Source organism: Pseudomonas taiwanensis (assembly GCF_013393345.1).
GTDB classification, from domain to species: domain Bacteria; phylum Pseudomonadota; class Gammaproteobacteria; order Pseudomonadales; family Pseudomonadaceae; genus Metapseudomonas; species Metapseudomonas resinovorans_C.
This window is the reverse complement of the sequence record NZ_QJRF01000077.1, coordinates 335,358-355,703: the sequence shown is the minus strand read 5'-3', so window position 1 is coordinate 355,703 and position 20,346 is coordinate 335,358. Positions and strand designations below refer to the sequence as shown.

General features: G+C 64.7%; 15 protein-coding genes. 11 read left to right on the top strand and 4 right to left on the bottom strand.

What is annotated here, in order from left to right; translation table 11 throughout:
• Positions 1–3 precede the first annotated feature (3 nt).
• The gene (locus DM872_RS30205; protein ID WP_179062820.1) at positions 4–2,724 is read right to left on the bottom strand and encodes a LuxR C-terminal-related transcriptional regulator; all 2,721 of its coding nucleotides are present in this window, start codon (positions 2,722–2,724) and stop codon (positions 4–6) included.
• A gap of 240 nt (positions 2,725–2,964) precedes the next feature.
• On the opposite strand from DM872_RS30205, the gene DM872_RS30200 reads away from it, so the two are divergent.
• The 11 genes from DM872_RS30200 to DM872_RS30150 all read left to right on the top strand — a co-directional run bounded on the left by DM872_RS30200 (position 2,965) and on the right by DM872_RS30150 (position 16,050).
• Entirely contained in the window at positions 2,965–4,092 is a 1,128-nt protein-coding gene (locus tag DM872_RS30200; RefSeq protein ID WP_179062819.1) for a CaiB/BaiF CoA transferase family protein, read from the top strand.
• A gap of 151 nt (positions 4,093–4,243) precedes the next feature.
• Positions 4,244–5,431, top strand: a complete 1,188-nt coding sequence (locus DM872_RS30195) for a lipid-transfer protein (RefSeq protein WP_179062818.1) — start codon at positions 4,244–4,246, stop codon at positions 5,429–5,431.
• A 59-nt stretch (positions 5,432–5,490) separates the two neighbouring features.
• On the top strand, positions 5,491–5,931 hold the full coding sequence (locus tag DM872_RS30190; RefSeq protein WP_179062817.1) for a MaoC family dehydratase N-terminal domain-containing protein: 441 nt from the start codon (positions 5,491–5,493) through the stop codon (positions 5,929–5,931).
• A gap of 10 nt (positions 5,932–5,941) precedes the next feature.
• A complete protein-coding gene (locus tag DM872_RS30185) occupies positions 5,942–6,361 on the top strand; it encodes a MaoC family dehydratase (RefSeq protein ID WP_179062816.1) in 420 nt (139 codons plus the stop codon).
• 46 nt (positions 6,362–6,407) lie between these two features.
• Complete coding sequence (locus tag DM872_RS30180) at positions 6,408–7,238, top strand: SDR family NAD(P)-dependent oxidoreductase (protein ID WP_179062815.1); 831 nt, start codon at positions 6,408–6,410, stop codon at positions 7,236–7,238.
• Positions 7,239–7,252: 14 nt separating this feature from the next.
• Positions 7,253–8,404: an acyl-CoA dehydrogenase family protein gene (locus tag DM872_RS30175; RefSeq protein WP_179062814.1), complete on the top strand. Its 1,152-nt coding sequence runs from the start codon at positions 7,253–7,255 to the stop codon at positions 8,402–8,404.
• 126 nt (positions 8,405–8,530) lie between these two features.
• Positions 8,531–9,121 carry a DUF2889 domain-containing protein gene (locus DM872_RS30170; protein WP_179062813.1) on the top strand — a complete coding sequence of 197 codons (591 nt, stop codon included), beginning with the start codon at positions 8,531–8,533 and terminating at the stop codon, positions 9,119–9,121.
• A gap of 32 nt (positions 9,122–9,153) precedes the next feature.
• The gene (locus DM872_RS30165; RefSeq protein WP_179062812.1) at positions 9,154–10,722 is read left to right on the top strand and encodes a long-chain-fatty-acid--CoA ligase; all 1,569 of its coding nucleotides are present in this window, start codon (positions 9,154–9,156) and stop codon (positions 10,720–10,722) included.
• A 47-nt stretch (positions 10,723–10,769) separates the two neighbouring features.
• Positions 10,770–12,173 carry a DUF1254 domain-containing protein gene (locus DM872_RS30160; RefSeq protein ID WP_179062811.1) on the top strand — a complete coding sequence of 468 codons (1,404 nt, stop codon included), beginning with the start codon at positions 10,770–10,772 and terminating at the stop codon, positions 12,171–12,173.
• A gap of 32 nt (positions 12,174–12,205) precedes the next feature.
• Positions 12,206–13,228, top strand: coding sequence for a DUF1254 domain-containing protein (locus DM872_RS30155; protein ID WP_179062810.1), 1,023 nt, complete (start codon positions 12,206–12,208; stop codon positions 13,226–13,228).
• Between the two features lie 146 nt (positions 13,229–13,374).
• A complete protein-coding gene (locus DM872_RS30150) occupies positions 13,375–16,050 on the top strand; it encodes a LuxR C-terminal-related transcriptional regulator (protein WP_179062809.1) in 2,676 nt (891 codons plus the stop codon).
• Between the two features lie 743 nt (positions 16,051–16,793).
• Here DM872_RS30150 and DM872_RS30145 read toward each other — a convergent pair.
• The 3 genes from DM872_RS30145 to DM872_RS30135 all read right to left on the bottom strand — a co-directional run bounded on the left by DM872_RS30145 (position 16,794) and on the right by DM872_RS30135 (position 20,287).
• Positions 16,794–17,935 (bottom strand): IS3 family transposase gene (locus tag DM872_RS30145; RefSeq protein ID WP_373273755.1). Its coding sequence is split into 2 segments (ribosomal slippage): positions 16,794–17,674 and positions 17,674–17,935, totalling 1,143 coding nucleotides; the frame shifts between segments, so codons are not numbered across the junction.
• A 391-nt stretch (positions 17,936–18,326) separates the two neighbouring features.
• Positions 18,327–19,103, bottom strand: coding sequence for an SDR family NAD(P)-dependent oxidoreductase (locus DM872_RS30140; RefSeq protein WP_179062807.1), 777 nt, complete (start codon positions 19,101–19,103; stop codon positions 18,327–18,329).
• The gene (locus DM872_RS30135; RefSeq protein WP_179062806.1) at positions 19,103–20,287 is read right to left on the bottom strand and encodes an acetyl-CoA C-acyltransferase; all 1,185 of its coding nucleotides are present in this window, start codon (positions 20,285–20,287) and stop codon (positions 19,103–19,105) included. Before DM872_RS30135 ends, DM872_RS30140 begins: the two co-directional genes overlap by 1 nt.
• Positions 20,288–20,346 lie beyond the last annotated feature (59 nt).

The following is a 20,346-nucleotide window of genomic DNA, read 5'->3' as shown; positions in this document are numbered from 1 at the left end:
CCGCTAGTCCAGCAGGCCGCGCGCGCGGGCGATGGCGATCGCCTCGGTGCGGCCCTGGGCGCCGAGCTTGGCGCTGATATTGCGCAGGTGGGTCTTCACCGTGTGCTCCGACAGATGCATCTGGTCGGCGATGGCCCGATTGCGATTGCCGGCTGCCAGCAGGCGGATCACCTGCAGCTCGCGGGTGGTCAGCTGCTGCTCGGGATCACCTGGCTCGTTGTGCTCGCTCGCGGCTCCCTGCGCGCCGATGCGTTGCAGCAGGTCGGCAAGGAACTCCGGCTTGATATCCAGGCTGCTGCACAAGGCCTGGAACGCCACGGCCCAGCGCTCCAGCAGTTTCACCAGCATCGGCCCTTCTTCGAGGAAGGTGCGCAGGAAACCTTCGTGACTGGCCAGGCGCAGGGCCGGGGTCAAGGTGTCCAACGCCTGTTTCTGCCGGCCCAGGCCGGCCAGCGCCATGGCGTGCAGCAGTCGCAACTTGAGGGCCCGGCGGCGTTGCTGGCGGCTGTCTGCTACCTCAATGGCACTGCGCAGTTCGGCAGCGGCCCGCTGATGCTCGCCACGGGCAATGGCCAGGCGCTGCCGAGCGATGAACGGTGTGTCCGAATCACAGGCGAAGGTGAGGTGTTCGGGACGTTCCCATTTGCCGGACAGTGCGACGGACGTCATCGCCTGGGCGGCGATATCCAGGCGACCTTCCAGGGTGGCGACACGCGCCCGCTCCAGCCAGGCACTGCAAAGAATCCGCATGGACCCGCTGCGGCGCCCCAATTGCTCCAGATCTGCCAGATGGCGCAGCCAGGCTTCCCGATTGCCGTTGTGCAGGGAGATACGCGCGAGCAATACACGGTGTGCGATCAGGGCGTCAGGACCGCCGAGATCGAGGACGTTCTGCGGAATCTCGCTGACGATGTTCCAGGCTTCTGTCAGCGCGTCCTCCTCATAGAGCATCAGGGCGTGGAGAACATTCAGCGTCGCTTTCCCGCCTACCCATTTCCCCTTCAGCCCAGGGGGCTGGCTGGCACTTGAGGCTCTCAGGCGGGCCAACGCGCTGGTGCGGTGGCCGAGCGTGAGTTCGAGTGAACAGTCGATGTACACCGCGATGCCATCCACCAGCGCCGAACGTTCCTGGGGCGCCTGTTGGGTAATTCGATTCAGAACTTCCTGGGCTTCGTCATAGCGGCCCGTGGTAATCAAGCTGAACGCCAGGGGAGTGGCCACGATGCCGTATTGCAGCATGTCGTCGGGCGAAACGTGTTCGAGTTGGGCCTGGGCAGCCATGATCGTGGCATCGACCTGGTCGGTGAAGGACAGCAGCAGACAGCGGATCGTTTCGCTCTCCCTGCTGGAGGGGGTGCGCTCTACCACTTGCATGGCGTCCCGGTAACGATGATCCAGCGCCAGGAGCCAGGCGTGGGCCAGGATCAATCGTGGCCGGTCATCCAGCGACTCGACGGGAATCTGTTCGAACCAGCGCAATAGCAGGCGTAGCCGACCTGCATCCACCAGATCGTCAAGGTGCTTTTCCAGTTGCACCACCGCTTCGTGAATAGCGCCTGCGCACAGCAGATGTTCGATGGCAGACTCCGGACGCAGCTGCGCCAGAAACCAGTGGGCCGCCGCCCGGTGCAATGCTTCTGCCTGGCCGGGGAGCTGGCGTGCCAGGGCGCCCCGCAGGAACCCGGAAAAAAGGCGGTGATAACGGAACCACTGGTGCTGCTCGTCCGTGGGCTGGATGAACAGGTTGGCGCGGAGCAGTTGTTCGATTAGCTGACGGCTGTCCTGCCGGCCGGTGATGGAGTCGCAAAGGGGCGCAGAGAACCGATCGAGGATACTGGTCTGAAGCAGGAACAAGCGAACCTCATCGCTTTGACTCGCGAGTATGTCTTCGGCCAGGTACTCGGCCAGCTCCTGGCTGCTGCCCGAGAAGGCACCGACGACCTCGCCAGTGCTGCGGCCACGCAAGGAGAGGGTGGCCAGGAACAGGCCGGTGACCCATCCCTCCGTGCTCTCCTGGAGCCTGGCGATGTCGGCGTCGCCAAGTGACAGCTCGCAGCGCCCGCGAATGAAGGCGACCGTTTCCTCCCGGCTGAAGCGAAGCGCGTCGGTGTCGATTTCCAGGACCTGGCCCTGGATACGCATCCGGCCGAGTCCGAGCTCGGGATTGATCCGCGACGCAATGGCCAGGCGACCGTGGGAGGGCAGGGCTGACAGCAGCTGCTGGATGAAGGCGAGCGCCTGGGGCGAATCGAGGGACTCGAAGTCGTCCAGCAGGATGGCGAATGGGCGCTTGAATCCGCCCACCTGCCGCAGCAGGGCCTGGCTGTCGCCCAGCTCCTGCTGGTCTCCTGGCTGGTTATCGAGCGCCTCGAATGCGGTCTGGAGGTGGGCGGCCAGGCGCCTGGGATCGTTGTCGGCGCGGTCGAGGTTGATCCAGATCACGTGCCGCCCGCTCTCGATGCATCGCTCACGGTATTGCCGCAACAAGGTGGTCTTGCCAAAACCCGCGGCTGCTCTAACCAGGATCAGGCGCGTGTCGTCGTTCCGCTCCATTCGTTGCAGCAAGGCGTCGCGGGTCAGCAGGCCCGAGGACGTTCCCTGGGGCACGAACTTTTCCGCACGAATATCGAGGCGCGCGGCCTCCATCTCCTTGACGCTCTCCGACAGCTTGGTGCCAGTCGGTACGAGGCTGAGACGGGTAATCAGGTCCGGGCGATTGGGCATGCTGCTCTCTGCTCTTGGGGCCGCCTGTTCCGGGCGGCCGCGCGTTGTTCTTGTCTCGCGCATATTGCCACGGCCACCGCCGGTGAAAAGTCCTGGCGTGCCCCGATTAACAGAAAGCGGGGGGCGAACTTCACTCGTTCGAGCGATAGGTGGGGGTGACCCCGCTGGCTAGCCTGTTGCCGATCGCGCGCCGTGACGGCGCGCCGACGACAAAGCCAATAACAATCAGAGAGACGAGACATGGCGGGACCACTGGCTGGGGTGAAGGTAGTCGAAATGAACGCGATCGGGCCTGCGCCCTTCGCCACCATGTTGCTGGCGGATATGGGGGCGGAAGTGATCCGCATCGACCGTCAGCAGGCGGGCTTCCTCAACGGCGATGACAGTGTGATCAGCCGGGGTCGCCGCAGCCTGGTAATCGACCCGCGCAAGCCAGGCGCCACCGAGGTGCTGCTGCAACTGATCGAGGGCGCCGACATTCTCGTCGAGGGCTTCCGTCCCGGCGTCATGGAGCGCCTGGGCCTCGGGCCCGATGTGTGCCTGGCGCGCAATCCGAAGCTGGTCTACGGCCGCATGACCGGCTGGGGGCAGACCGGCCCGTTGGCGCCGAGTGCCGGCCACGACCTCAACTACCTCGCCATCACCGGTGCGCTGCATGCCATGGGGCATGCGGACCGCGAGCCGACGCCGCCTTTGCACCTGGCCGGTGATATGGGCGGTGGCGCGATGTTCCTCGCCTTCGGCGTGGTCTGCGCGCTGCTGGAAGCGCGTCGCTCGGGGCAGGGCCAGGTGGTGGACGCCGCCATCAGCGACGGCGCAGCCCTGCTCAGCACCATGTACTACGAGTTCAAGCAGAGCGGCGAATGGCGCGGGCGCGGTGAAAACATCTTCGATGGCGGTGCACCTTTCTACGGCTGCTACACCTGCGCCGACGGTCGCTTCATTTCCATCGGTTCCATCGAGCCGCAGTTCTACAAGCAACTGATGGAGCTCTGCCAGATCGACGATCCGCTGTTCAAGGCGCAGTGGGACCGGGAGCAGTGGCCCAAGCAGCGCGAAAAACTGGAAGCGCTGTTCCTCACCCGTAGCCGCGATGAGTGGTGCCAACTGCTCGAAGGCACCGATGTCTGTTTCGCCCCCGTGCTCGACTTCAGCGAGGCGCCTGCCCACCCCCACCACCAGGCGCGCGGCACCTTCACGGAGAGCGGCGGGGTGGTTCACCCGGCACCGGCGCCCCGTCTGAGCCGCACCCCCGCCGAGATTGGCCGGGTGGTCCGCAATGGTGAACACAGCGTGGAAATCCTCCGCGAACTCGGCCTGGACGAGGCACGTATCGCCGCACTGCGCGAGTCGGGCGCTATCGCCTGAGGAAAAGGGGTGGGGCATCCCCACTCCAAACCCACCCCTTTCCACCCCCGGTGAGCGGGGTACAGCAGGAAAGCGTTGCGCAACCATGACTCCAAGGCACCCCCGGACAGACCGGCAAGCCCAGTCCAGTTAACCGATCGTGGAGAAAGAAATGTCCCAGAAAACCTTCGTTGCCGGCGTCGGCATGATCCAGTTCGCCAAGCCCGGTGCCAGCGGCAGCTATATCGAGATGGGCGCCCAGGCCGTGCGCCAGGCGCTGCAGGATGCTGGCATCGGCTACGAGCTGGTACAGCAGGCCTACGCGGGCTACGTCTACGGCGACTCCACCTGCGGCCAGTCGGCCCTGTACGAAGTCGGCATGACCGGCATCCCGGTGATCAACGTCAACAACAACTGCGCCAGCGGTTCCACTGCGCTGTACCTGGCTCGCCAGGCCGTGGAAAGCGGCGCAGTCGATTGCGCCCTGGCTTTCGGCTTCGAGCAAATGCAGCCGGGCGCGCTGAAGAACTTCTGGACCGACCGTCCGCTGACCATGGGCAAGGGTTTCGATGCCTCCGCCGTGGCCTTCCCGGAAGGCGTCGGCATGCCGGGCGCACTGATGTTCTTCGGCGGCGCCGGTCGTGAGCACATGCAGAAGTACGGCACCAAGATGGAAACCTTCGCCGCCATCCGCGCCAAGGCCAGCCGTCATGCCGCCAACAACCCGCTCGCCGTCTTCAAGAAAGTCGTCACCACCGAAGAAGTGATGGCTGACCAGGTGGTCTGGGAAGGCGTCATGACCCGCCTGATGGCGTGCCCGCCGACCTGCGGTGGTGCTGCTGCGATCATCGTTTCCGAGCGCTTCGCCAAGAAGCACGGCCTGCGTACCGACGTGAGCATCCTGGCCCAGGCCATGACCACCGATACCCCGGATGCCTTCGATCCGCCGTCGATGATCGACATCGTCGGTACCGGCATGACCCGTTCGGCTGCCTGGCAGGTCTACGAGAAAGCCGGCGTCGGTCCGGAAGACATCCGTGTCTGCGAGCTGCACGACTGCTTCGCCCACAACGAACTGCTGACCTACGAAGGCCTGGGTTTCTGCCCGGTCGGCGGTGGCGAGAAGTTCGTGATGGACGGCGACAACACCTACGGCGGCCAGGTCGTGGTCAACCCGTCTGGTGGCCTGCTCTCCAAGGGTCACCCGCTGGGTGCCACCGGTCTGGCCCAGTGCTACGAGCTGACCCACCAGCTGCGCGGTACCGCCGAAGCCCGCCAGGTGGAAGGCCTGCAGCATGCCCTGCAGCACAACCTGGGCCTGGGTGGCGCAGGCGTCGTGACCCTCTACGGTCGCGGCTGATCGATCTGCGGCGCGCGCCTTCGGGCGCGCCCCTTGTCAACGAACAGGAATCTATAGAAATGGCAGACAAGAGTCTGATCGGTCGTTCCCTCGGCATCACCACCTCCGAGGTGGAAAAGGGCCGCCTGCGTTTCTTCGCCAAGGCCATTGGCGAGACCGATCCCATCTACACCGAGGAAGCAGCGGCGAAGGCTGCGGGCTACAAGGCCCTGCCGGTACCGCCCACCTTCCTCCTGTGCCTGGAAAGCGAAGGCCGCAATCCGCAGGCCATCGTCGAAGACATCATGGGCTTCGACCTCGGCCGCATCCTCCACGCCGAGCAGGAATTCGTGTACCACCGCATGGCCTTCGCCGGCGATGTGCTGACCTTCGACACGCGGATTGCCGATGTCTACGAGAAGAAGGGCGGTGCCCTGCAGTTCGTGGTCCAGGAAACCCGCATCACCAACCAGGACGGCGAACACATCGCCGATCTGCGTTCGTCGCTCGTGCAGCGCTGAGGAACAGGCCATGAACACTTCGAAATTCAGCGATGCCCAGGTCGGCGACGTGCTGCCGCTGCTCAAGCTGCGTCCGGTCGATCGCACCATGCTGGCCCTGTACGCCGGCGCGTCCGGTGACCACAACCAGATCCACATCGACATCGACTTCGCCCGCAAGGCGCGCATGCCCGATGTATTCGCCCACGGGATGCTGTCCGCCGCCTATCTCGGCCGTCTGCTGACCGGCTGGGTGCCGCAGCAGCAGATCCGCAAGTTCTCGATGCGCTTTGTCGGCATTACCCAGATTGGCCACATCCCGCACCTGACCGGCCGCATCGCCGAGAAGTTCGAGGCCGATGGCGAAAAGCGCGTCCGCCTGGAGATCCAGTGCGCCAACCAGTACGGCGAACCCAAGCTGGTTGGCGAAGCCGTCGTGGCCCTGGCCTGACGACCATTCACCACAGATAAAGCAACAAGAATCAAAGGTACGAACAATGAAAAAGCTCGAAGGTAAAGTCGCCCTGGTCACCGGTTCCGGCCGTGGCATCGGCCGCAGCGTCGCCCTGAAACTGGCCGCCGATGGCGCCCGCGTGGTGGTCAACGACCTGGACGCCGGCCCGGCCGAAGAAGTGGTCGCGGAAATCCGCGCCGCCGGTGGCGACGCCGTCGCCTGCGTCGGCAGCGTGACCGCCGTCGATTTCGCCGACCGCTTCGTCAAGACCGCGGTGGACAGCTACGGCGGCATCGACATCATCGTCAACAACGCTGGCTACACCTGGGACAACGTGATCCAGAAGATGAGCGACGAGCAGTGGTACGCCATCATCGACTGCCACCTGACCGCGCCGTTCCGCATCCTCCGCGCCGCCCAGCCGATCATCAGCGCCCTGGCCAAGCAAGAGCTGGCCGAAGGCCGTGTGGTCAACCGCAAGGTGGTCAACATTTCCTCCATCGCCGCTGGCGGCAACGCGGGCCAGGCCAACTACTCGGCCGCCAAGGCCGGCATCCTCGGCATGACCAAGTCCCTGTCCAAGGAGTGGGGCCGCTACAACGTCAACGTCAACGCCGTCGCCTTCGGCCACATCGACACCCGCATGACCCAGGCCCTGGCCGGTGATGCCAGCAAGACCGTCAATATCGAAGGTCGCGAGATCAAGGTGGGCATCCAGCCGGCCGCCATCGCCGCCAGCAACCAGCTGTGCCCGCTCGGTCGCCCGGGCACCCCGGACGAAGCCGCCGGCTCGGTCTATCTGTTCTGCATCCCCGAATCCAACTTCGTCTCCGGTCAGGTCCTGATCTGCGGCGGCGGTTTCGGCAACGTCTGAGCCAGGAATCCATCATGCGTGTAGAGAACTACGTTTCCCCCTGGGAAGACGCCGACCTGGTCGCCTTCCGTGACAGCATCCGTCGTTTCGTTCGCGAGCAACTGCTGCCCCATGAAGACAAATGGCGCGAGCAGAAACGTTCGGACCGCAGCGCCTGGCTGGCCTGCGGCGAGATGGGCATGATCCTGCCGGACATGCCCTCCGAGTACGGCGGCGCCGATGGCACCCCGGCGCATTACGCCGTGGCCATGGAAGAGCTGACCTATGCCGGCTCCATGAGCATCGCCCTCAGCATCAACCACATCGTCGGCCACTACATCCTGGCCAGCGGTACCGAAGCGCAGAAGCGCCAGTGGCTGCCGAAGATCGCGTCCGGCGAGTGCATCACGTCCATCGCCATGACCGAGCCGGGCACCGGTTCCGACCTGCAGGGCGTGCGCACCCGCGCCGTGAAGCAGGGCGACAACTACGTCATCAACGGCTCGAAGACCTTCATCAGCAACGGCCAGAACAGCGACATGGTCGTGGTGATTGCCAAGACCGACATCGAGGCCAAGGGATCGCGCGGCATCTCGCTGTTCATCGTCGACACCGCCACGCCCGGCTTCCAGCGCGGCAAGTGCCTGGACAAGGTCGGCCTGCCCGGCCAGGACACCTCCGAGATGTTCTTCCAGGATTGCGTCGTTCCGGCGGACTGCCTGCTCGGCGGCGTCGAGGGCCAGGGCTTCATCCAGCTGATGCAACAGCTGCCCTACGAGCGTGCGGAAATCGGTATCCAGGCTGCTGCCGCCCTGGAGCGCGCATTGGCGCTGACAGTGGAATACACCAAGGAGCGCAAGGCGTTCGGCAAGTCGATCCTCGAATTCCAGAACACCCGCTTCACCCTGGCCGAGGTGAAAGCCACCGTGCTGGCTGCGCGCCTGTTCGCCGACCTCATCGTGCAGCGCTGGGTGGACGGCACCCTGGACACCACCCTGGCGTCCATGGGCAAGTTCTGGCTGACCGACCGTCAGTGCGAAGTGGTCGATACCTGCCTGCAGTTCTTCGGCGGCTTCGGCTACATGAACGAGTACCCCATCGCGCGCATGTTCTCCGACTCCCGCGTGGCACGTATCTACGGCGGCGCCAACGAGATCCAGCGCGAGCTGGTGGGACGTTCTCTCTAAGGGGGGAGGGTGGTGCGGCGCTCATCCGCGAGAGCGACGCACTGCCGCCAGGGATGGCCCTGATTCCAGAATGCCGTGCCGCTTTTGCGGCGCGGTTTCGTCGATAAGCCAAGTGAGGCAGCGGAAATGCTCGAAACAACGCCGGAGAGACCCGGACGCCGCCTGTTGCATACCCGCCGGGTCGACTGCACGGGCTACCTGCGCGAAGACGGCCTGTTCGAATTCGAGGGCTGGTTGCTGGACACCAAGACCCACGATATCCAGCTGTCCGCCAAGGCCGTTGCGGCCGGCGAGCCGGTGCATGATCTGGGTTTGCGCCTGACCCTCGACCGGAGCCTGCAGATCTGCGCCGTCGAGGTGCTCAGCCGCACTGTGCCAAACCCGGCCTGCACCCAGGTCAACGCTGCCTATGCTGGATTGGTAGGACTGAAGATCGGACCCGGATTCAAGCGCAAGGTTATCGAGCGGGTAGGCGGTGTCAGGGGGTGCACCCATCTCACCGAGCTGCTCGGTCCGCTGGCAACCACCGTGCTGCAAACCCTCTCGCTGATCCCTGCAGAAAACGACGCCTCGCCGGAGGAGCAGGTAAGGACTCGCGCCGAAGCCCAGCGCTGGGTGATCGGCACCTGCCACGTCTATCGCCCGGACGGCGAACTGGTCCGCAAGCTCTGGCCGGAAATCGCCAGTGCACCCGCCCCGGATGCCGGGGCTGACTGATTTTCACGATAACAACAAGATTGGAGGCCCCGATGTACATCACCCAAGGCTTGCATCGCCATGTCCAGCAACGCCCCGACGCGGTCGCGATCCGCGAACTGGGCCGTAGCCTGACCTTTTCCCAGCTCGCCGACCGGGTCGCCCGCCTGGCGGGTGCCCTGAAGCAGCTGGGCCTGGCCAGCGGCGACTGCATCGCCATGCTCTCGCGCAACTCGCAGCGCTACATCGAATACAGCCTGGGCGTGCCCTGGGCGGACGGTGTGCTCAATCCGGTGAACACCCGCTGGAGCGTGGCGGAGATCGTCTATTCCCTGGACGACTCCGGCTCGACCATGCTCATCGTCGACGACACCTTCAAGGACGTCGGCGCGGTCATTGCCGATCAGGCCAGGACCATCCGTCATCTCATCTATGCCGGCGACGGCGAGACCCCGGCGGGCATGCTGTCCTACGAAGCCCTGCTGGCGGAGGCGGAGGCGGTAGAGGACGTGCGTCGCGGCGGCGATGCACTGCTGGGCATTTTCTACACCGGCGGCACCACCGGTTTCCCCAAGGGCGTGATGATCAGCCACAGCAATCTGGCGTTCGCTGCGCTTTGTGCCCAGGTGAAGGGTTTCTTCGGCCGCAACGCGGTGTTCATGCACGCGATGCCGATGTTCCACCTCGCCGACTTCTCGGCCATGTACGGACTGATGGTCTCCGGCGGCACCCACGTCATCCTGCCGGCCTTTACCGGTGAGGCGGCGCTGGACACCATTCTCACCGAGCGGGTCACCGACCTGATGCTGGCGCCGACCATGATCCAGATGATGCTGGATGCCCGCCAGGCGAACCCGGCCAAGGCCAAACTGGAACTGGGTACCATCCGGCACATCGTCTATGGCGCTTCGCCCATATCCCCGGCTCTGCTGGATCGCGCCTGTGAAGCCTTCCCGGCAGCCGGGTTCTTCCAGGGCTACGGCATGACCGAGCTCACCACCGGCGGCACCATGCTGGATGCCGAATACCACTGCGCCGAGCACCAGGCCAGCGGCAAGATGTACTCCGCCGGGCGAGCGGTGACCTGCGTAGAGGTGAAGATCGTCGACGAGCTGGGGCGAGAAGTGCCGCGCGGCACGGTCGGCGAGATCACCGTACGTGGACCCAACGTCATGCTCGGCTACTGGAACCGTCCGGAAGCCACCGCAGAAGTCCTCAAGGACGGCTGGATGCACACCGGCGATGGCGGCTACATGGACAGCGAGGGCTTCGTCTACATCGTTGACCGCCTCAAGGACATGATCGTCAGCGGCGGCGAGAACATCTATTCGGCCGAAGTGGAAAACGCCATTGCCAGCCATCCGGGCGTCGCCCAGTGCGCCGCCATCGGTATTCCCTCGGACAAGTGGGGCGAAACCGTGCATGCGGTGATCGTGCTGAAGCCGGGCGCAACGGCCAGCGAGGAAGAAGTCGTCGCCCATTGCCGTGAGCGGATCGCTGGTTACAAGTGCCCGCGCAGCGTCGAGTTCCGCACGGCGATGCCGCTGTCCGGCGTCGGCAAGATACTCAAGAACGAGCTGCGCAAGCCCTTCTGGGAAAACCGCGCACGCAACGTCGGCTAACCGGATCGAGCCGCCCCTGTGGGGGCGGCTCAAGGAAGCATTCCAATATGAGCAAGCAACCCGTTCTCATGGCTGCGGCCCTTTTTTCCGCCTTCCTGGCGCTGCCGGCCAATGCCCAGGACCTGTCCGCTGAAGAGGCCCGCGCTATCGCGCGGGACGCTTATGTCTACGGCTACCCGCTGGTGGATCACTATCGCATTCAGTACGCCTACTTCGTGGACCGCGAGAGCCCGGAATACAAGGCGCCCTGGAACCAGTTGAACAACACTGCGCGGGTCTATACGCCGGCCGACAAGGCGATCCAGACGCCCAATTCCGATACTCCCTATTCGCAACTGGGAGCCGACCTGCGCGCCGAGCCGCTGGTCCTCTCCATGCCGGCGGTCGCCAAGGATCGTTACTACTCGGTGCAGTTCGTCGACGCCTACACGCATAACTTCGCCTATGTCGGCAGCCGGGCGACGGGCAACGAGGCAGGCAACTTCCTGCTGGCCGGACCTGACTGGAAAGGCGCGACACCACCGGGCATCAAGTCGGTCATCCGTTCGGAAACCCAGTTCGCCTTCCTGCTCTATCGCACCCAGCTGTTCGGCCCCGAGGACCTGGACGAGGTCAAGAAGGTCCAGGCCGGCTACAAGGTGCAGCCGCTGTCCACCTTCCTTGGGCAACCGGCACCTGCGGCCGCGCCCGAGGTCGACTTCATCAGGCCGCTCAGCGTCGAAGATGAACGCAAGTCCGTCGAGTTCTTCGAGGTACTGAACTTCGTGCTGCGTTTCTGCCCCACCCATCCTTCCGAGAAGGCATTGATGGAGCGGTTCGCCAAGTTGGGGATCGGTCCGGGTGGAAGCTTCGATGCGGCTTCGCTTTCCCCTGAACTGCGCCAGGCTGTCCAGGCGGGTATTGGCGATGCCTGGAGCCAATCCTATGCCGGGTTCGAACGCCTGCGCGACGCCAGGAAAGTAGGCAGCGCCGATGTCTTCGGCACGCGCGAGCACCTGGCCGGCAATTACCTCTACCGCATGGGAGGGGCCGTCGGTGGCATCTACGGCAATTCGGCGGAGGAAGCTCTTTATCCAAGCTATTTCCTCGACTCCACCGGCCAGAAACTGGACGCCGCCAAGCACCGCTATGCACTTCGCTTCTCGGCCGGCCAGTTGCCCCCGGTCAAGGCCTTCTGGTCGCTGACGGCCTACAGCCTGCCGTCCCGGCTGCTGGTGGAAAACCCGCTGAATCGTTACCTGATCAATTCACCGATGCTGCCCAGCCTCAAGCGCGATGCCGATGGGGGCGTGACGCTCTATGTGCAGCACGAGCGCCCGAGTGCCGACCGGGAAAGCAACTGGTTGCCGGTGCCGGCAGGGCCGTTCTTCCTGGCGATGCGCTTGTACTGGCCCGAGCCGGCCGCCAGCAATGGCACTTGGAAACGCCCTGAACTGGTACGCGTCGACTGACGCCACCACCCATTCATGCAGAGGAAAACCCGATGAATCAGCCACTCAACCTGGCCGCCGCGTTGCTCCTGGGGATCATGGGCGTCTCGACGGCCCAGGCGGAAGACAGCGTGACCGTTACGGTCGATAACTTCGCTCAGGCCGAATCCGACATGTACTTCACCCGGATGGTGAATAAAGGCGGCTTTGGCAAACTCAACCACAATCGAGCGCTGGCGCCCATCGACCAACAGACGGTTGTGCGCATCAACCGCGACACCCTGTATTCGTCGGGTGTGTTCGACCTCGACGCTGGGCCGGTGACTGTCACCCTGCCCGACGCAGGCACGCGCTTCATGTCGCTGCAGGTGATCAGCGAGGAGCACTATGTCCCCAACGTTTTCTATGGCGCCGGGACGTACACCGTGACGCGCGAAAGCGTCGGCACGCGCTATGCGGCGGTAGGGATCCGCACCCTGGTCGATCCGAATGATCCGAACGATGTCCAGCAGGTAAGCGCACTGCAGGACCAGATCCAGGTGCAGCAGGCGAGCAGCGGAAAGTTCGAGGTGCCGAAGTGGGACCCCGAGAGCCAAAAGCGTGTACGCGATGCCCTGGTTGCGCTCAACGCGACCCTTCCAAGCTTGAAAAATGCATTCGGCACCAAGGGGCAGGTCGAGCCGGTGCGTCACCTGATCGGTGCCGCTGCGGCCTGGGGTGGCAACCCCGACAAGGACGCCACCTACCTCAACGTCACGCCTGCCGCCAATGACGGTAAGACCGTCTACCGGCTCACTGTGCGCGATGTACCGGTCAAGGACTTCTGGTCGATCAGCCTCTACAACGCCAAGGGCTATTTCGAAGCCAATCCCTACAACGCCTACACCCTGAACAGCATCACCGCGAAGAAGGCGGCCGACGGTTCGGTGACCGTGCAGTTCGGCGGTTGTGACGGCAAGGTCGTCAACTGCCTGCCCGTGATGCCTGGCTGGAACTACATGGTTCGCCTCTACCGCCCCGGCGCCGAGGTGCTGGATGGAACCTGGAGCTTCCCCGAAGCCCGTCCGCTGAACTGACACCGTTGACCCGCGACTCCGGCCGCGGCACCTGCTCCCGCCGGGAACAGGACAAAGCTTAATCCGTGGCACCGGTCGGGCCACCACTCGAATGGAGTGGCTGGCCCCACTCGCCACGGCTCGTTTCGATTCCGAGTTCCTTTGCCATGATTGCATCCGCCCCGTTGATCACTACCCGGTTCGCGCCACCACGCATCAGCCCCCAGACCGTTTCCCGCGAGCAATTGCTGGACAAGCTGCAACGCGGACGCCATAGCCGCCTGCTGCTGGTGACCGGTGGTGCCGGATTCGGCAAGACCACATTGATTGCCCAGTGGCGCCAGCAGCTGATAAAGGAAGGGGCGCGGATAGCCTGGCTGTCCCTGACGCCCGATGACGGCACGCTGGAGTCGTTCTGCGCCAGTCTGCTGGGGGCGTTGCGGCAGGCCGGGTTGCCGCTGGATGAGGACTTGCTGCTGCTGGCGGGTGCCGAAAGCACAGGTCTGCAGACGATATCCGGGTTGCTGGTCAACGCCCTGGCCAGGACCAGCGGCTCGCTCTACCTGATGCTCGACGACTTCCACCATGCCGTCGATCCGCGCATCGCCACACTGATGCAATCGCTGGTGGATAACCTGCCCCAGGAGGTGCATCTGCTCCTGGCATCGCGTACTACGCCGTCGCTTCTCCTCGGACGCCTGCGGGGGCTGGGCGAGCTGTGCGAGGTGGACTGCAAGGAGTTGCCGTTCGATTTCCGCGAGACGGTGGCCTTCGTCAAGACACACCTGGATCAGGGGGTGGAACTGGACGCCGTGCACGTGATCCACGAACTGACCCGCGGCTGGCCCATCGGCTTGCAACTGATGTCCATCGCGCTCAAGGCCAACTCGAAAAAGCCCATGCATGGCGCTGTCCTGATGCACAACAGCTCGGGGCTGGTGGAGTACCTGTCGGAAGACGTGATGGCGAACCTGCCAGCGGAGCTGTTCGATTTCCTGCTGAAGATCTCCATCCTGCGCCGCTTCAACGCGGAGGTGGCCGCCTACTTGACGGACTCGCCGCAGGCGGCCGCGATGATCGCCGCCATCGAGGAGCGCAACCTGTTCATCCAGCCGGTGGACCTGGCGGGGCAACACCAGTGGTACCGCCTGCATCCGCTGTTCGTGGAGTTCCTGGGCAAGCGCCTGCAGGAGAGCGGTGTGGATGTCCCGCGCCTCCATCGTCGCGCTGCCCAGTGGTTCGAGCAGGCCGGGCTGGTTCAGGACGCGTTGCGTCACGGTCTGCTCTGCGAGGACTTCGACGTGATCGTCGGCCTGCTGGAGCGCGTTCAGCCCGATACGCGCCGTGTGAGTCATCTCAGCCAGTTCATGCGTTGGCTGGAGCCGATTCCGCTGAATGTGCTGGCCGCACATCCCAGCCTGTTGCTGCAGGGCATCTGGGGCGCGGTGCTGACGGTTCTCACCAGCAAAGCGGAAACGTGGCTTGGTGTGGTGGAACGAGAGTCGCTGGGCGTGGGGCGGGCATCCCAGCTGGTGCTGCTCAAGGCTTCACTGGCCATGCACCGTGACGACGATACGACCTGCATGGCGCTGCTGGAGTCCATCGAGCACGAGCCGCTCGAGACACCCTTTCTGGAGCAGGTACGGATTGGCCTGACCCTCAGCGGCCTTGCCACGGCGGGGCGTCACGGCGAAGCCCGCAGTCTGTACCGGCAGCCCGCGGCACGCTGTCTGCGCAGCGACGACGAGATGGCCCTGATTGGCGTCATAGCCATGGCCTCGGCAAACTTCCTGGAGGGCAAGGTGCTTGAGGCGGAGCGCCTCTGCGCGCCGATCCTGGAACGAGCCGAAGCGTTGCATGGCCGGCGCTCGGTGAGTGCCTGCACTGCCGCCGTGGTGATGGCTGAGGCTTGCTACGAACTCGATCGCATCGAGGACGTTCATCAAGCCCTGGCGAACCGCCTGGATATCCTGCGCTTCTCCGCGCCGGTCTTCATGATCGGCGCCGCGCTCTGCCAGGCGCGCCTGAAGAGCTTGCGGGAATCTCCCCGAGCCGCGCTGGAATACCTGGCGGAGAAGGAAGATCACTTCCGTAGCCTGGGGCTCGATCGCGGTGTCGGCAGCATGCTCGCCGAGCAATTGCGCCTCGTGCTCGCGTGCGGCGATTGGAGCCACGCCGAGACCTTGTTGGCCAAGCTCGACGACCTGGCCCGCAGCCATCGTGGCGCGACGCCGTGCGACGCGGAAATCATGACCCTGGCTGCCCTGGCCAAGGCGCGGCTTTCCCTGGCGAGGTATCAGCCGGAGGCGGCCATGCAGGCGCTGGACATTGCCCATCGCTATGCCAGCGAGTTCGACAGGGGCCGCTGGCGCGTCCAGGTGGACCTGTTGCGTGCCTTTGCCCTGGAGGCACTGGAGCGCCGCACCGAGGCACGGGAAAGACTCCACGCGGCACTCGCCTGTGGCTACCGCCTGGGGTTGGTTAGAACCTTCCTGGACGAGGGGGAACGCTTCCAGTCGATGCTCGGCCAGCTTGAACTGGACGAGGATTCGGTGTTGGGCGGTTACTGCCGGAGCCTGGACCGAAAAGGTCCGGTGGCCCGGCCCGAGCCGTGCGCTGCCCGGCCGTCCAGTGCCCAGGCAAACCAGATGATGACCCGGCGCGAGCTGGAGATTCTCGATCTGCTGGAACAGTCGATGTCCAACAAGCGGATTGCGCTGGCATTGAACCTGAGTTTGCAGACGGTGAAATGGAACCTGAAGAACATCTTCGCCAAGCTCGGCGTGTCCAGCCGTTACGACGCCATTATTGCGATGCGTAGGCGGCGGGAAGAGGGTTCCTGACTCGCCAGCGACGCGTGAAGTTGCCGCCCCATCTCTGTTTCAGGCCACTGATTGCTTCAGGATGACTCGACCCTCGCCGGCGCGAGTCACCCCTCTACCTCTGGGAGAGGGGTTGGGGGTGAGGGTGATTGCAGGCCAGCTCGGTGCCTAACCATTTCGCGAATGAATTCGCTCCCACAAGAGCGGGCAGGACTGCGTCCTGCTTAGCGATTGAAATCGCCCCCACAGGGGATGTGCCCCACAGGGAGATGCGGAGGTGAGCCGAGAGTCACCCCTCTCCCGCCTGCGGGAGAGGGGCCGGGGGTGAGGGTGGCACCCGGCCGGCTCGGTGCCTAACCATTTCGCGAATGAATTCGCTCCTACAAGAGCGGGCAGGACTGCGTCCTGCTTGGCGAATGAATTCGCCCCTACAGGGGATGTGCCCCACAGGGAGATGCGGAGGTGAGCCGAGAGTCACCCCTCTCCCGCCTGCGGGAGAGGGGCCGGGGGTGAGGGTGATTGCAGGCCGGCTCGGAGCCTAACCATTTCGCGAATGAATTCGCTCCTACAAGAGCGGGCAGGACTGCGTCCTGCTTAGCGATTGAAATCGCCCCCACAGGGGATGTGCCCCACAGGGAGATGCGGAGGTGAGCCGAGAGTCACCCCTCTACCTCTGGGAGAGGGGCTGGGGGTGAGGGTTGTAGCCGGCCAGCTCGGTGTGAAGTGGTTGAAGTGGTCAAGTAAAACTGGACACCGGTTTAGGTTTATCCGACCAGGGCTTCCCGCTGGGCCGGTGTCTGGTAGTGGTTGTAACTGTGTGGTCGCTGATGGTTGTAGTAGTCGGTCAAGTAGCGCAGCACATCGGCCTCCGCCTGAGCCTGATCGACGTAGCCCGTGGCAGGGATCCACTCCGACTTGAGGCTCCGAAAGAAGCGTTCCATCGGCGCGTTATCCCAGCAGTTGCCCCGACGACTCATGCTCTGGCGGATACGGTAGCGCCAGAGCAATTGCCGAAACGCCCGGCTGCTGTAATGACTGCCCTGATCGGAATGAAACAGCAGCTCCGGCGGACATCCCCTCGCCTCATAGGCGATGCGCAAGGCTCGGCTGGTCAGTTGCGAGTCTGGGTGCTCGGACATGGCCCACCCCACAATCCGTCGTGCATACAGGTCCATCACGACCGCCAGGTAAACCCAGCGGGCGCCGGCCCAGATGTAAGTCACATCCCCACACCACACCTGGTTGGGACGGCTGGTGCTGAACCGGCGAGCCAGCTCGTTCGAGGCGATGGCGTTCTCGTCCTCCGCGACGCGGTAGCGATGCTTGCGGCGCTGTGAACTGAATACGTGGGCCTCTTTCATCAGCCGTCCGGCCAGAAAACGACCGACCGGAAAACCTTCGCGGCACAAGGCCGCTGCCAGGGTTCGGGCGCCGGCCGCCCGCCGGCTCTGGGTATGTAGTTCCACGAGGCGTTGGCGTAACCGCGCACGCTGCGGGGTGACACGATTACGGCGCCGGCAGGCGTCGTAGACACTGCTGCGGTTCACCCCGAACAACCGGCAGAGTTGCGTCCGCGGATAATGCTCGCCCACTACCTCGACCAACCTGGCTAGTCGAGGGCGTCCGACATCAAGAGAGCCGTAGCCTTTTTTAGAATCTCTTTCTCCCGCTCCAACCGCCGGACCTGGGCTTCCAATTCCTGGATGCGCCGTTGCTCGGGCGTCAGGGCCTTGCTGTGCTCAGGCGTCTTACCGCTGCGCTCCAGACTCAGTTGCTCGACCCAGCGCCGCAGTGCGGTTGGCCCCACCCCCATGGCCTTGCAGGCCGCCGGCACCGAATAGCCCTGGTCCACGACCAGGCTGGCGGCTTCAAGTTTGAACTCGGGACTGAAGAATCTTCTGCTCATGAACACCTCTGCTGTGGGCGAATCTTAACGCCCTATCGGGGTGTCCAGAATCATTAGGCCACTTCATCCTGCTTAGCGATTGAAATCGCCCCCACAGGGGATGTGCCCCACAGGGAGATGCGGAGGTGAGCCGAGAGTCACCCCTCTCCCGCCTGCGGGAGAGGGGCCGGGGGAGAGGGTGATTGCAGGCCGGCTCGGTGCCTAACCATTTCGCGAATGAATTCGCTCCTACAAGAGCGGGCAGGACTGCGTCCTGCTTGGCGATTGAAATCGCCCCCACAGGATTGCGCCGGAGGTGGGCCGAGCGTCACCCCTCTCCACTTCAGGGAGAGGGGCCGGGGGAGAGGGCTGCATCAGGCTGGCACAAAAGCCTGCCAGCACCCTGGAGCCCCTACAGACTCCCCACCAGTTGCCCGCCATCCACCGCCAGCACGGACCCGGACATGTAGGCCCCCGCTTCGCTGGCCAGCAGCAGGAACGGACCATCCAGCTCTTCCAGCCGGCCGAGGCGACGCATGGGCACAGCCGCGCGGATGTAGGCCTGGCCTTTCTCGCTGTCGAAGTAGCCGTCGGTCATCTCGGTTGCGAAGTAACCCGGCGCGATGGCGTTGACGCGAATGTTGTAGCGCGCCAGTTCCAGCGCCAGGGACTTGGTCAACTGAACCACACCGGCCTTTGCCGTGCAGTAGTGGCTGTAGCCGGTGCCGACGCGCAGGCCGAGCATGGAGGCAATGTTGACGATGCTCCCCGGTCGCTCCGCGCGTGCCAGGCGTTGCGCCGCGCATTGGGCGACGCGCCAGACGCCGTCGAGGTTGGTCGCGAGCATGGCGCGCCATTCTTCCTCGCTGATGTCCAGCACGCGCAGGCCGCTGCCGATGCCAGCGTTGTTGAGCACCACATCCACCGGTCCGAAAGCCACTTCGGCGGCGTCGAAGGCGGCTTCGACGCTGGCGCGGTCGGTGACGTCCATGGCGACCGGCAGCGCCTGGCCGCCGTCACGACGGATGGCATCGGCCAGTTGTTGCAGGCGCTCGACGCGACGCGCTGCCAGGACCACGCGCGCACCGGCACGGCCGGCTACGCGAGCAAGGTGGGCGCCGATACCACTGGAGGCGCCGGTGACCAGCACGGTGCGGCTGGCCAGGGAGAAGGGGGCGAAGACACTCATCAGAACACCTCGAACAGGCCAGCGGCACCCATGCCACCGCCGACGCACATGGTTACCACGACGTACTTCACGCCGCGACGCTTGCCCTCCAGCAGGGCGTGGCCGACCATCCGCGCGCCGCTCATGCCGTAGGGGTGGCCAATGGCGATGGCGCCGCCATTGACGTTGTAGCGCTCGTTGTCGATGCCCAGCTTGTCGCGGCAGTAGATCGCCTGGCAGGCGAAGGCTTCGTTGAGTTCCCAGAGGCCGATGTCGTCGACCTTCAGGCCGTGCTGCTTGAGCAGGCGAGGCACGGCCAGTACTGGGCCGATGCCCATCTCTTCCGGCGCGAGGCCCACGACGGCCATGCCGCGATACGCGCCCAGGGGTTCCAGGTTGCGTTGCTCGGCCAGGCGGCCGTCCATCAGCACGCAGGCGCTGGCACCGTCGGACAGCTGGCTGGCGTTGCCGGCGGTGATGCAGCCGCCGGCGATAACCGGCTTGAGGCGGGCCAGGTCTTCGAGGACGGTCTGCGGACGGTTGCCTTCGTCCTGGGCGAGGGTCACGTCTTCGAAGCTGATGGCGCCACTGGCCTTGTCGACCACCTGGCGGGTGACGGTCACCGGGACGATCTCGCCCTCGAAAAGCCCTGCCTGCTGGGCAGCCGCCGTGCGCTGTTGGGACTGAAGCGAGTAGGCGTCCTGCGCCTCGCGGCTGATGCCGTAGCGCTCGGCCACCAGTTCGGCGGTCTGCAGCATGGGCATGTAGGCATGGGGCACATGGTTGATGACCTGGGTGTCGTGGTACTCGCCCACCCATTCCATATGGCGGTTCTGCACCAGGCTGATGTGCTCCTGGCCGGCGCCGATGGTCACGGCCATGCCGTCGACCACGATCTGCTTGGCGGCGGTGGCGATGGCCATCAGGCCCGAAGCGCATTGACGGTCGAGGGTCTGGCCGCTGACGGTAATCGGCAGGCCGGCGGCCAGCACGCTCATGCGGCCGAGGTTCCAGCCGGCGGTGCCAGCGGGCATGCCAGTGCCCATCACGAGGTCTTCGATTTCCGCTGCTTCGATACCGGCGCGCTCAACGGCGGCGCGAATGGCGAAGGCGGACATGCTGGGTGCGGTGGTCGCGTTGAAGGCACCGCGAAACGCCTTGCCGATGGGCGTGCGTGCGGTGGAGAGAATGACGGCTTCTTTCATGGTCGTGTCCAGTTGGGAGTAGGGGCGGGCACCGATAGGAATCGGCCGCCCGCCGGTTG